Source organism: Mucilaginibacter celer, from assembly GCF_003576455.2.
GTDB lineage: Bacteria > Bacteroidota > Bacteroidia > Sphingobacteriales > Sphingobacteriaceae > Mucilaginibacter > Mucilaginibacter celer.
The window spans coordinates 856,940-870,341 of record NZ_CP032869.1 but is presented as its reverse complement, the minus strand read 5'-3'; the positions used below and the strand labels follow the sequence as shown (position 1 = coordinate 870,341).

Sequence of the window (13,402 nt, the reverse complement as noted above, 5' to 3'; positions counted from 1 at the left end):
ATTAATTAAATCGATTTAGCAAAATAACATTTAAAAACCTTATTTTATTTAAATAAGGTTTTATAGAAAATATCGGCAACAAACTGGTTACCCTGGTCATTCAGGTGTACACCATCTTTAGTCAGGATACCATCAGCTTTGTTGGTCGGGTTATTTTTAAGATTATAATCATGGCATAAAGTGCGGAAATCAACCAGGTCGCAGTTGTTTTGTTTAGCAATATCGCGGATAATGTTGGAGTAGCGGTTCAACTCGCCATCCAGTTCATTGCTATAATCGGTTTTCTCGCCTACACTGGCAGGGGTGCAGATGGTTACTTTAATATTTTTAGCCTGCAGTTTTTTGATAAGCGCGGTATAGAATTTGCCGAATTTATCCCAATCGGTACCGGTGCCAAACATGCGTTTATGCCAAACATCGTTCACCCCTACCCAGATCACTACCTGATCGGGATTTTTGGTTAGCACATCGTCCTCGTAGCGTAAATACAGATCGTAAATTTTGTTTCCGCCAATGCCTGCTCCGGCAACTTCGTAATCGCTGTCTTTATGCTCGGCTTTTAAACGTTGTTGGATTAGGGTGATGAAACCGGCTGGTTGTACGGCATACTCGGTAATCGAATCGCCAAAAAACACCACTTTGGTTGGCTTTTTAGGTTGGAAACTGCACAGCATAATAATGCCTGCAAACAGTATAAACTTTTTCATTTAAACAGGTTGGCTAAATTGATTTAGCGAAGATAATTGTTTATTGCCAATTTGCAAATGTTGATGGGTAATTATTTTGTTGCGGGAGAATTTGCTTTGTGGTTTTCGGTTTCACGACAACCTTGATCCTATTTAACTTACATCGTCGCCCTCTTGGCCGGGCGGGGCCAGGTACTTTTGTCTTTGACACAAAAGTACCCAAAAAGTCAAGTCAGCAGGAGGCTTCTTTGCCCGCTAACCGTGCGCTATCCCCTCGCTTGCCTTTGCCCTGCAAATCGGGCAGAACCACGGGCTGCTAAATTTTGCCCCGCTGCGTTCGCTCTCCCCATCCCTTCTGCAAAAAGTAGCTATGCCCCTTCCATCGCGCAAGGCCACCATCGTTCTGCCCGCTTTCACCCGAAGCTTCCTGCTGACAGAGCTGCGAAAAAGATTCAGGATAGCAAGAAACAAGATGCAAGAAATTAGACATAAGATGCAAGAGGTTAGACACAAGAACCCTTTGCGCCTTAGCTACTTTGCGTACTTAAGAAATCTAAAACTATTCAACCTTAAAAAATCTTTGCGTCTTCGCGCCTTTGCGTGCCTTAAATCTCGAACTTTTCACGCTTAAAAACCTTTGCGCCTTCGCTCCCTTTGCGTACTTAAAAATCTCAAACTATTCACCCTTAAAAGCCTTTCCGTCTTCGCGTCTTTGCGTGCCTAAAATCTCGAACTTTTCACGCTTAAAAACCTTTGCGCCTTCGCTCCCTTTGCGTACTTAAAAATCTCAAACTATTCACCCTTAAAAGCCTTTCCGTCTTCGCGCCTTTGCGTGCCTTAAATCTCGAACTTTTCACGCTTAAAAACCTTTGCGCCTTCGCTCCCTTTGCGTACTTAAAAATCTCAAACTATTCACCCTTAAAAGCCTTTGCGTCTTCGCGTCTTTGCGTGCCTAAAACTCTCAAGTTATTCAAATCCCCCCCCACGTCTTCAAAAGCCACTCAATAGCCTATTTACCCTTTGAGTTAATCTTCAACCTAATAAACCTCGGCCTATACAAATTAGGATGCTTCTTCAAATCAGCAATAAACTCCAGCGAATTAATATTATAACTAATCAGCAACTCACCAGGAGCAGAAAGGCTTGGATGAGCCTTAGCATTATACACCAAAAAAGTTTTCTCTTCCAAATCCGGCCTGCAATCCCAAACTTTAATAACCGGACCAAAAGGGCCATAAGGAGTAGCACCTATGCGCATACCTACATTGGTGCTCATCCCTCCTACCTGGAAAATCATCGCATAACGACCGTCTGGCAGGGCGGTTAAACTTAGCTCGTTAGATACATTATCAGTAACATCCGCCACCTCGCCCATGTCTTTTACCCAGTTTGCACCATCATAAAAAGTCCATTTGTCAAACTGCTCAAAATCTTTGGGTAATACACGGGCTACCATTACGTTTTTGCCTATTCCGCGTACGCCATAAACGTAAACGTAGCCATCGGGTGCTGGTGCACCGGCTTTTGTTGTATTTACATAAATGCCTGCGCCAAATGAGCCTATATCGCCTTTTTTATCGGTAAGATAAAATGGGGTATCCATCTGTTTCAAATCATGATAAGGTGGCTGTGAGCCGGCCGGGATTTTTATAAGTGTATTGCCTACTTCTTTAAACCCGAATGCCCCGGTACTCACATTGCGCACCCGGTAACCAAAAATATAAACTGCATTACCCAGTTCCTGATTTACAAAGCCATCGCCCAGCCAGTAATAATCAGTGCTATCCGTTTGCGGGGTACGTGGGATGAATGTTGATTCGGCAGCTCCCTTTTTATCGGTATCCCAGCTAAACCGCATTTTTGCAGCAACCGGTTTATTTCCGTTAAGCAGCGCTACCGAGTTATGGATCATTTTATAGCCATCGGCCATTGTACCGTTCTCGATCTTGCCTATCATGCTATCGCTAAAAATAAACAGGATGGGGTCGTCGGGGTTGGCTTGTTTATTTTCGATGCCGTTTAGGGGGATAGTGTAAATGCCATCGCCGCCAAACCAGCCGTTGTCGCGTTTTAAAAAATTGTTCCAATCTGGGGCGGCTTCTACCGTAAAGTTGAGGTCGGTGAGGTTAACCGGTTTTCGATTGGTTTGGGCATTGCTTTGCAGGTTAGCAACAATGCAGTACATTAAAGTGATTACTGCAAACTTTTTCATTGTTTTAGTTTATTAATTGGGCCTTGTAATTTACACAACTGTGTGCCGCCTTTGCAAGTTGTTTTTGCGGTTTTTGATGATAAATGCAAACCCGGTTATCCCACCTAACAGCATCAATAAACCGATTAAGCTTGCTTGCGTAAACATCATTCCTAAAATATTATACCGGGGGTTAACACGGATCATTTCCATCAAAAGGCGTTCGCCGCCATTAAGCACCAGGTAGGTAAAAAACATAACTCCGGGGATGGTGATCTTCTTCCTGAAAACCCACATCAGCATAAAAAACAACAAACAAACCGCGGCTTCATAAAACGGTGTTGGATAAACCCCATGTGCCAGTTGACTACAGTAAAACCCGTTACAACCCGGTATAGGCACGCCCGCATTGATAGCATTATGCGGATAATTAAACGCCCACATCCATTGGGGTATATAACCGGGTTTAGGATGATAATTAACTATACCCCAATCGCCATCGCCGGATAACTGGCAGCCAATCCGCCCGATGCCATAAGCCAGCATCATCCCCGGCGAACCGATATCGGCCAGGTGAACCAGTTTCATTCCTTTTTTGTGGCAGATGTAAAGGTAGGTTACCGAGCCAAATATCAATCCCCCATAAAATGAAAAGCCATTGGACGCGAACAGCACTTTCATGGGTTGATACATAAACTCCTGCCAATGCTCAATGGTATTGAATAATTTGGCACCGATGAAACCGAAAAAGGCCAGCATGAACACAAGGTAAGTGTTTAACTGATAGGGATGTACCAATTTAGTTTCTACTACCGGCTTAGGTAGCTGAGTTTTTTTTCTGTCGATATAAATCCAGGCGGCAAATACTATCAAACCGATTATCCCGGCTATCAAATTTCCTTCTTTAGAAAAAATAAACCCGGTCGGATCGGCCACAAATTTTGAGCGTTCGATAAACGCCCCTATCACCTTAAACCCGAATAAAAAACCTAATAGCCCGTTTATCAAAAGCTCCAGCCATGAGGCAGGCGCGCCAACTACTTCTGTTTCGTTAAAAGCATAAATCAATCCATCAGCCTCCTTACGCTTAAATTCAGATTTGAAAACGTAATAAGGAAGCAAAAAAGCAAGCGCTACAAAAAAACCGAAGGTTTGTATGGGAACGGGGATCCGGATATGGAAAAGATATTCGAAAAGGCTGGAGAGCGTTGGAAACATAACCCGGTTTTTAGTAAAAGCATCCCGGCGTTGGGCCGGGATGCTTTGGTTAAAATTACTAAAATCCTAATTGCAAACCTACGTTTACTACACGCTGGTTGATATAAGCGTCACCCGCGGTGTTACTGGTGATCTCAGGATCCTGCTGGTATTTGTTATAGTTGTTCCAGGTAAACAGGTTGTACGCGCTTAGGTAAATACGGGCATTATTAAGGTGCAATGGCAACATTTTGGTTGGGAACTGGTAACCGATATCCACCGTTTTTAAACGTACATACTTGGCGTTGATCAGCCAATAGTTCGACGGATAGAAAGTCGGGCTGTTAACCGTTGAACCCGATGTTGTTAAACGCGGGAACTGCGCGTTCGCCGCATTTTCAGGCGTCCAGGCCTGCTGATGGATTGGCTGAAACTGGCTTTGGAACGGCTCGATACCTGTACCGGTTACAATAAAGCTATAATTGAACGATCCCTGGAACAGCACGCTGATGCTAAATCCTTTGTAGCTTGCCTGCAGGTTTAAACCCAAAGTTGTATTTGGCAGGTTAGGGTTACCGATAGCGGTTTGATCAAAAATATCTATAAAACCATCGCCGTTTAAATCTTTATATTTCAAATCGCCGGGCTGAATTACTTCTCCGTTGGCAGGTACCGCAATTTGTTTATTGTTTTGGTTGCTGCCGTGTTCGGCCTTGTAAGCATTAATGGCCGCTACATCTGCCGCGGTGTAATACCCTAAACTCTGGTAACCAAAAGGCTGACCGATAGATTTACCCGTGCGGGCCAGCCATGGGTAAGCAGGCGAAGCCTCGCTCATAAACAAGATCTTGTTTCTTGCATACGAGAATACCAGGTTGGTACCAAACTGTACGTTACCTATGTTACTGTGGTAACCAATTTGCCCGTCAAAGCCCTGGTTACGTGTACGGCCCAGGTTAATGGCCGGTAAATCAACACCCAATGTTAATGGTATGTTGTTAGGCGTGATGAGCTGATCGTAGCGGATGTTATGGAAATAATCTACCGTTAATGAGAGGCTGTTATCCTTCAGCATGTTCAAATCCAAACCGATATCCATTTCGCGTTGCTTTTCCCACACTACGCTGGCATTTGGTAAAGCACCCTCATAATAAGTACTGATAGGCGTAGATGATGCGCCAAAGTTATAGCCCCCGCCCTGTAAATAGTTTTGGGCATAAATATACTTGTTGCCCGGAGCCACATCCGAACCAACCAAACCGTACGATCCTCTTATTTTGGCCAGGCCAATGAATGGCAGCGCATCCTGGAAGAATTTTTCCTTGCTGATGTTATACCCTACACCAACCGCCGGGAACCAGCCAAAACGGTGGTTTGCCGCAAACCTGTCGGTACCGTTATAAGCGGCGTTGATATCAATGAGGTATTTACCGGCATAATCGTATCCGCCTTTGATAGAGATGCCCCTGAATTTTGACGGAACACCAACCACCTTAGGATCCAAAAACGGATTGGCGCTAAAGGTTTGCGCGGTTTGATTAAACAATAACAAGCCGGTAACGTGGTTTTTATGAAACGATCTGTCGTAATTAGCAAATAACTGGCTGTTTACGTTGGTAGTATAAATATTGGTATTACCCGAATAATACTGGCTCGGGAAAACGTAATCGCCTGTCGGGTTTTTGGTAGTGGTTTTGGTAGCCGCATCGTAGTGGTACGATGGGATCTCGCCGTAGTTTCCGGTACCCCTTGTAAACTGTTCGGTACTGGCGTAGGCAATACGGCCTGTTAACGATAAGCCTTCGGTTAAGGCCGACAGGTTTTGCGTGATGTTGAACAACACGTTATAATCTGTACGCCTTGAGTTTTGATAACCACCGGTGGCTATACGCGCGTTTAAGGTTGGCAAATGTGCGGTATTAAACCTGGAGTAAGCGTAAGCGTAGCTTCCATCAGGGTTAAGGAATGGTGCCGTAAATGGAGTCTGCTTGGTAAAATCATAAATCTCAGATAATGCACTTGCCGCGCTTTCGTTTGGCGAGTTCAGGTTTGAGAAACGGGTAGTGATATCCAAACGCATGCTCAGGGTTTTATTAGCCTTCAAATCGAGGTTTGAGCGGAAGTTATAGCGGTTAAAATTGTAGCCGTTATTAACCTGTCCGCGCGGATCAGGAAACTCGCGCAGCAAACCATTCTGAATAAGTGCACCGCCCGATACAAAGTATTTCAACTGGTCGGTACCGCCCGAAATATCGAGGTTGGTATTTACCTGGCTGGTGAATTTTGAAAATATTTTGTTATACCAATCTACATTGGGGTGCCCGTAAGGATCGTTTCCGTTTTTAAACAGGTCAAGATCCTGCTGGGTAAACTCCTGCGTTAAACCATCATTAGCCTGGGCCTTGTTAATTAACAATGCAGAGTTATAAGCATCCAAAAATTTAGGTGTACGGGTAGGTGATTGCAAACCGGTTTCGCTGCGCAGGTTTACCTGTGGCTTACCGGCTTTACCACGGCGGGTAGTTACCACCAATACGCCGTTGGCACCCTTTATACCGTAAATAGCTGTGGTTGAAGCATCTTTAAGGATAGAAATGGTTTCAATCTCGTTTACGTTAATCTGTTGTAACTGATCATAAGTATACTCAATATCATCAACAATAATAAGCGGTTTGTTACCATCACTGTTTAATGAGCTTTTACCGCGGATAAAAAAGTCGGACGCGTCTTTACCCGGTTGCCCTGATGATTGCTGCGAGAAGAAGCCCGGCAACTTACCGCTCAACGCGTTTTGCACGTTGGCCGTAGGCACGGTACGGATATCTGCCGCCGAAACTGTACTTACCGAACCGGTACTGGTAATACGGGATGTTTTGCCGTAACCAATTACCACAATCTCATCCAAACCCTGGCTGTTTGAGGCAAGCGTAACATCCATATCGGTTTTATTGCCTATATGTACCTCCTGTGTTTGATAGCCCACAAATTTCACAATCACTATATTGGATGAGCCTTTAAGCGCCAGCCTGAATCTGCCCTTGGTATCAGCAATAGCCCCGTTGCCGGCAACTCCTTTTTCGGTAATTGTAGCACCCGGCAAAACGCCGCCTGCATCACGTACCGTACCTGTTATAAGCCTGCCCTGCCCATAAACTAAAACCGGGAGCATGGTAATGATAACCAGGAGGAAAAGTATTATTTTTCTCATAACTGTTTGTTTAATTAGTTAAAGTATAGGTTATTACCAACCCGGATTTTGTTTCATATTGGGGTTTTTAGCCACTTCGTTGTAAGGAATTGGGTACAGGTACTGCTTTTTAACAAAGGCGGTGCTTAAAACCGTTATAGGATTAAAAGTTAAAGTAGAGCTTGTTTTTACGATAGAGATACCGGTGCGCGGCTGGTTCATTACGGCTTCGGCAATTTTCCAGCGGCGGATATCAAAAAAGCGGTGCTCTTCGAAGGCGAACTCTATGCGCCATTCGTTTTGGATAACGGCACGCATTTCGTCTTTGGTCATGTTAGGTTTTAAACCATAATTATTGCCCGCTCCCGGCTCAATGCCTGCCCTTGCCCGGATATCGTACAATTGCTTGTAAACATCGGCCTGCGGGCTGCTTTCTACCTCGTTGCGGGCCTCAGCAAAACTTAACAATATATCGGCATAGCGAAAGGCCACCCAATCGGTAGGGTGCTGCACCAGCGAGGTACCACTTTCAGACAGGCCCATAAATTTGTGCATATAATAACCTGTAACGGTTTGCTGGATATTGGAATTAGGCTTGCTTTGGCCGCCCTCAAAAGTTTGCACGATGCTGTTTAACCACATAGAACCGTTGTAAAAAATATTGGCTGTTAAGCGCGGATCACGTTTTGGGGTGGTGAAAGTAGCGTACGGGTCATTTGTGTTATAGCCCGAAGCCGGATCGCTAATTGGCAAACCATTAATCATCGGGTACGAGTCAACCAGTTCCTGCGTAGGGCTGGTATTACCCGTGCCGCCTACCGGGAACCCTACAGGGCCGTTGGCCGCTTCAACACTTGTGGTGATCGATCCGGGGCGGATCCAGATCAGCTCGCTGTTATTTTGGCTTAAAAATATATCACGGTAGTTGTTATCCAGTTTGTAAGTGTTCAGGTTCATCACATCCTGCGCGGCATTTGCAGCAGCAGTCCACCTGTCGGCCTGGAAATCGGTATAGCCCGAAAGCGGGTTTGATGCATCAATATTACCACCGTTAAATAACGGACTCGCAGCATAAAGTAGCGCACGGGCTTTTAAGGCCATAGCCGCGCCTTTGGTAGGCCGGTAATTATCGGCATCGGGCAGTTGCAGCGGGTAGGTTAACAGGCTATCCTTAATAGCATCGCACTCGCTCACAATATATTTAATACAATCGCCAAACGAACTGCGGGGTATGGCTACGTTATCATTAAGCGAAAAAACCTTATCGCCCAATAACGGTACACCGCCATAACGTTTCACCAATTCGAAATAAAAATAAGCTCTTAAAAACCTGGCCTCACTTTGCCATACATAACGCATAGGCACACCCGATGGCGACTGGCCTTTTACCGGCACAACGCCTATATTGGTAATAAAAGTGTTTGCCGCGCGGATACCTGCCCAGTACGATGACGGCGTACCGCTATTGCTTGGGATCCCGGTGGCATTTTGTTCTTCCCAAAAATTTTCGCCTGATGGAAAATTGAACGAGTTAACCGCGTTGGTTGCAATCTGCTTAACCTGTACAGTTCCTGATTTTGACGATACGGCATCGTCTGAAGCTGCATCCAGGTAATCGCCTCCTACACGGTTGTGGCCATTTTTTACGATGGCATAAATCTGGTACAGGTAACCATGGGCCGCGGCGCCTGCCGAATCGAGCGGGTTAAAAACAAAGTAACTGGTAACTTTATCAACCGGAAATGTTTCAGATTTACGGCATCCGCAAAAAAGCGCGGTACCGGCAATCGTCATCAATAACATTTTGTTTATCTGATTTTTCATTGTCTTCATCTTTAATAATCCCCCTTAAAGTTTTACACTAACACCGGCATTAAATACCCTTTGAATTGGATAATTAAATGGCATCACCTCCGGATCCATTCCTTTAAAGCCTGCAACGGTAGCCAGGTTTTCGCCGTTCACAAATACCCTTAAGCCCGATAGGCGAAGCCTGTGCGTAAGGTTGTAAGGCAGCGTATAACCTATCTCGGCATTTTTTACACGGAAGTAATCGCCCGATTTAAGCCAGAAGGTGGAGAAAGCCGAGTTATTGGTGAATGCTGTTTGAGCCAATCGGGGTAAGGTTGCCGTGTTAGCTGTTTCCGGTGTCCAGCGGCCGGTTGCGTTTTCGTAAACCTGGTTGGTTGTTGAGGCAAATAAACCATCAATACCAAAGTGATCAACCACTGGGTTTTGGCTGTTGATCTGCCTGTTTTTTACACCTTGCAAAATCACGGTAAAGCTTAAGCCCTTATAATTAAAGCCGAAGTTTAAACCGTAAAATATTAGCGGTTTGGTGCCGCCGATGGTTGATTGGTCGAACTGGTCTATCACGCCATCGCTGTTAAGGTCTTTATACTTGATATCGCCGGGTTGTGGTGTATAACCGGCAATGTGCGGAGCTGTAGCGGCATCCTGCGCGTTTTGGTAAAAGCCCAGGGCGGTGTAACCATAAAAAGTACCGTTTACGGGCAAACCTGTACGCCTGTTCCATGAGTAAGGTGTCGCCAGCTCGTCCATGTACAGTATTTTTGATTTTTGCAGGTTGATATTGCCGGTAACAAAGTAATTGAAATTGCTGATGTTGTTTTTGTATGTTAACGACAGCTCAGCACCCTGGTACAGATTTTTCCGGATGTTTTCGAGCGTGTATGGAATACCCAACAACGCGATGGTATTACCGCGGGTGCCCAACTGGTTAAAGTATTTATCGTGATAATAATCGGCAGTTAACATCACATGGTTATTAAACATGCTGATGTCGGCACCTACATCAATTTTATCGGCCCCCTCCCAGGTAATGTATGGGTTAGCCAAAGTGTTATCAAACCAGTAATAGTTGGTGGTATAGTTTGTACCTACCGGGAAAAACCTGCCCTGCGCCGCGGCATTGGTACCATAAGTTTGCAGGTATGAATAGTACAATTGCGCCTGCGAACCAATGTTACCATTACCTGTGCGGGCATAAGTACCACGCCATTTCCACGAGTTTATCCACGAGATATTATCTTTAATGAACCCTTCATTACCCATTTGCCAGCCAAGGCCTCCGGCATAAAAAGTGCCCCATTGGTGGCCGGGCATGTAGCGGTTATCGCCGCTGCGGGTTACCGCAGCCTCAATAAAGTATTTATTATCGTAGTTGTATGATGCTTTGGCAGCCAGGTTGGTCACTACCTCGGCAAGGTCGTAATTGGTAATCAACGATTTGGTATCGTACATCAGCGTGGCGCTTACGTTATGTTTGCCAAACTGCCTGTCGTAATTTAACGATGCCTGGCCGTATGATTGCCTTGAAGTATAAACGGTGGCAAAGCTGTTGTTTTGCGCTGTAGCACCTCCAAATACGCTGTAAGTGCTATCGGCATTAAAACTATAAACGGCGTTGCCCAGGCTGCGGTTAAGCGCGGTGATTGACTGGTACGATAAATTACCTTTCAGTTTAGCGGTTAACCCTTTGGTTATGCTGTTCAGGTTATAATTTAAATCGAGATTGGCCAAAATGTCGTTGGCATTGTTTTGGGTATAGCCCGAATATTGCGCGGCCGCCAGCAGGTTGTTTTTATAAACCGAGTTACCGCCAAATGATCCGTCAGGATTACGCGCCGGATAGGCAAAGTTGGGCGTATTGAACAGATCAGACAGGATATTGTTATAACTTGAACCAGGCTCGGTAGTAGTTTGGATACGGCCGAACAATTGCAGATCGATATTCAGGTTTTTGGTAACCTGTACACCAACATCCGAGTTGATGATATAACGGCTCAGGTTGGTATTGGTATTGTAAGGTACCTCATCGGCCGTTTTGAAAATACCGCCCTGGTTAAAGTAGCCTAACGAAACTGAATACCTGGCCACCGTAGTACCGCCGTTAATGTTCAGCTTGTAGGTGCTCATCGGTGCGTGATCATTCAAAATAGTTTCAAACCAGTTTACATCCGGGTGGCGGTATGGGTCGGTATGGTTTTTAAATGCCGCGAAATCGTCGCCACTATACAGGGCGATCTTGCCATCCGATAAAAGGTTTTCATTCAGCAAAAAAGCGTACTCATAAGCCGGTAATGGCTTAGGCAGGCCTAATGATTTCTGGATACCGGTTGCCGCCGTAAACGTGATACGTGGCTTGCCAACCTCACCCCGTTTGGTAGTAACCAACACAACCGGTTTTGAGCTGTTCATACCCAGCAAAATGGTTGATAAACCATCTTTTAGTACCGAAATGGATTCGATGCTTTCAGGATCGAGGGATGAAATTTCGCGCTGTACCCCATCTATTACGGTAATTGGCGATTGCCCCCTAACCGAGATGGCAAACTCCGAGTTATCTGAACTGGCATTATTGTTTGAGGTGGTGTTCACCAACGTTTGCCCGATAACCGAACCGGATGATAGTGGGGTTAAGTTAAAGGAGGTGAAACCACTGTACTGCTGGGTATATAAACCTGCCAGCTGCGCGGGCAGGGCATAAACATATAAAGATGCCGGAGTGGTGGTTAACTGATTGGTGTAAATGCTCGATATCGAACCTAAAACATTGTTTCTGTTTGCTGTACCGTACAGCACATCAATTTTTTGAGGGATTTTGAGGTACGAGTCTTCCAGTTTCACCACGAGTTCTTTACCGGCATTTACCGGCACTTCTTTTACCAGGTGGTTAGGATAGGTAAAAACAAGCAGCGAACCCGGTGCGGCATCCACTTCAAATTTACCGCCTGGTTCGGAGGTAAAGCCGCCGGTTTTGCCTTTAACCGTGATGGTTACACCCGGTAAAGGTTGGCTATATTCGTCGAGCACCACGCCGCTTACCCAGCCGGGATGGGCGGGCTTTTTTACCGCTGTGGTATCCTGGGCGGCGGCAGGGCTTACTTTAGCCATCAACGACAGCATCAAGATAATTCCCGCCAGATATTTCTTTGAGTAGCAATAAATCATAAAATCAGATTTAAGTTGTTAACAGAATAAACGTAATAAGGGCCCGGGCATCCGTTTTTCAATCAGCAAAAAACGAATACAAAAACCTGTATTTTAGATATTTATAATTCTATAACTATATTAAGTACACCTGAACTTAAAAGTGAACGGATCAGACGTTCCACCATAGCCAACCTTAATGGTACCTGCCTGGTTGGTGATGTAGTAGCTCATGCTTACAATGGTTTGCGATGCCGTAGCGCCAAAAAACTGGTGCGGCCAAAACGTAAGTTTATATAAGCCGGTTTTAGCCCCCGTTTGGGTTAGCTTAGTTTTTTCCGTTTGCTCGCAAACTGTTAAGGTTTTGCCATCGCTGGTGGTGGCTGTGGCGCATAAATAAACTGCCTGCGGGTTATCTAAGCCGGTATTGGTAATGGTATTGTTATAAGTAAGGGTAATAAAATCATTATCCAATGATTTTGGTGGGTCGATACTGGTTAACTGCGGGTTACAGAAATCGATAAAATCACCGGTGCCGCCTGTTACTGTAAAGCAATCGCCTTTGTACAGGTTATAGTAAACCGCATCAGGGCCCCATGGCGCGCCATCTGCCAGGCCCGGATCATCTTTTAAACCGTCAAGCGTTTGTGCAACTACATAAGCGGGTTTAAAGCTGGTGGCGTTACCATCGGCAGCAACCTTCAATTTGATAGCACAATTACCAACAAACTTATCGCCGTTTTGCCATTTAAGCGGCTGATCGGTTTGCATAATCACCCACTCCATATCATCAATAAGGTTGCCTGCAATTTGAAACTTGTTTTTAAGCGCGGCCACCCAGGTTAAACCGTTGGTGTTTGGCGCGATAGCGCTGGCCGGGGTAAAAACCATGTTGCCGTTTCCTTTACCGCTGGTATAGGTGGCGGTCATGTTATCTTTACCTTTCCAGCCTTTAGGTAGCAGTACGGCAATAATTACGTTGCCGCTGTAGGTATCGCTGCCAAAATAATTGGTAGAAACATCTACATCAACACCAATGTTAATGGTTTGGCCAACGGTAGCAGTGGCCGGACCGGTAACGCCTGTTATTTTAGTATGACAAAAGCTAAATACCAATGCCAGTAAAATAAGCGCGCACGAGCTCCACAAGTATTTTCCTTTAATATGTAAACGTGTTCTCATTTATAT

At 45.2% G+C, this 13,402-nt stretch carries 7 protein-coding genes; all 7 read right to left on the bottom strand.

The genetic code is table 11. The features are described 5' to 3' along the window. Positions 1 to 44 precede the first annotated feature (44 nt). Entirely contained in the window at positions 45 to 707 is a 663-nt protein-coding gene (locus HYN43_RS03505; protein WP_119408140.1) for an SGNH/GDSL hydrolase family protein, read from the bottom strand. A 988-nt stretch (positions 708 to 1,695) separates the two neighbouring features. Next, on the bottom strand, positions 1,696 to 2,898 hold the full coding sequence (locus tag HYN43_RS03500; protein WP_119408139.1) for a DUF4185 domain-containing protein: 1,203 nt from the start codon (positions 2,896 to 2,898) through the stop codon (positions 1,696 to 1,698). A 30-nt stretch (positions 2,899 to 2,928) separates the two neighbouring features. Further along, complete coding sequence (locus HYN43_RS03495) at positions 2,929 to 4,095, bottom strand: prolipoprotein diacylglyceryl transferase (RefSeq protein WP_119408138.1); 1,167 nt, start codon at positions 4,093 to 4,095, stop codon at positions 2,929 to 2,931. Between the two features lie 58 nt (positions 4,096 to 4,153). Then, the gene (locus tag HYN43_RS03490) at positions 4,154 to 7,282 is read right to left on the bottom strand and encodes a SusC/RagA family TonB-linked outer membrane protein (RefSeq protein ID WP_119408137.1); all 3,129 of its coding nucleotides are present in this window, start codon (positions 7,280 to 7,282) and stop codon (positions 4,154 to 4,156) included. 33 nt (positions 7,283 to 7,315) lie between these two features. Then, positions 7,316 to 9,085, bottom strand: coding sequence for a RagB/SusD family nutrient uptake outer membrane protein (locus HYN43_RS03485; protein ID WP_119408136.1), 1,770 nt, complete (start codon positions 9,083 to 9,085; stop codon positions 7,316 to 7,318). A gap of 24 nt (positions 9,086 to 9,109) precedes the next feature. Further along, a complete protein-coding gene (locus HYN43_RS03480; protein WP_162996299.1) occupies positions 9,110 to 12,178 on the bottom strand; it encodes a SusC/RagA family TonB-linked outer membrane protein in 3,069 nt (1,022 codons plus the stop codon). Between the two features lie 177 nt (positions 12,179 to 12,355). After that, entirely contained in the window at positions 12,356 to 13,396 is a 1,041-nt protein-coding gene (locus HYN43_RS03475; RefSeq protein ID WP_119408134.1) for a DUF4961 domain-containing protein, read from the bottom strand. Between the last annotated feature and the right edge of the window lie 6 nt (positions 13,397 to 13,402).

Bases quoted from the DNA above. Each gene is read 5' to 3' on its own strand.
- HYN43_RS03495 (WP_119408138.1), bottom strand. From the start codon at position 4,095: ATGTTTCCAACGCTCTCCAGCCTTTTCGAATATCTTTTCCATATCCGG.
- HYN43_RS03475 (WP_119408134.1), bottom strand. From the start codon at position 13,396: ATGAGAACACGTTTACATATTAAAGGAAAATACTTGTGGAGCTCGTGC.
- HYN43_RS03485 (WP_119408136.1), bottom strand. From the start codon at position 9,085: ATGAAAAATCAGATAAACAAAATGTTATTGATGACGATTGCCGGTACC.
- HYN43_RS03490 (WP_119408137.1), bottom strand. From the start codon at position 7,282: ATGAGAAAAATAATACTTTTCCTCCTGGTTATCATTACCATGCTCCCG.
- HYN43_RS03480 (WP_162996299.1), bottom strand. From the start codon at position 12,178: ATGGCTAAAGTAAGCCCTGCCGCCGCCCAGGATACCACAGCGGTAAAA.
- HYN43_RS03500 (WP_119408139.1), bottom strand. From the start codon at position 2,898: ATGAAAAAGTTTGCAGTAATCACTTTAATGTACTGCATTGTTGCTAAC.
- HYN43_RS03505 (WP_119408140.1), bottom strand. From the start codon at position 707: ATGAAAAAGTTTATACTGTTTGCAGGCATTATTATGCTGTGCAGTTTC.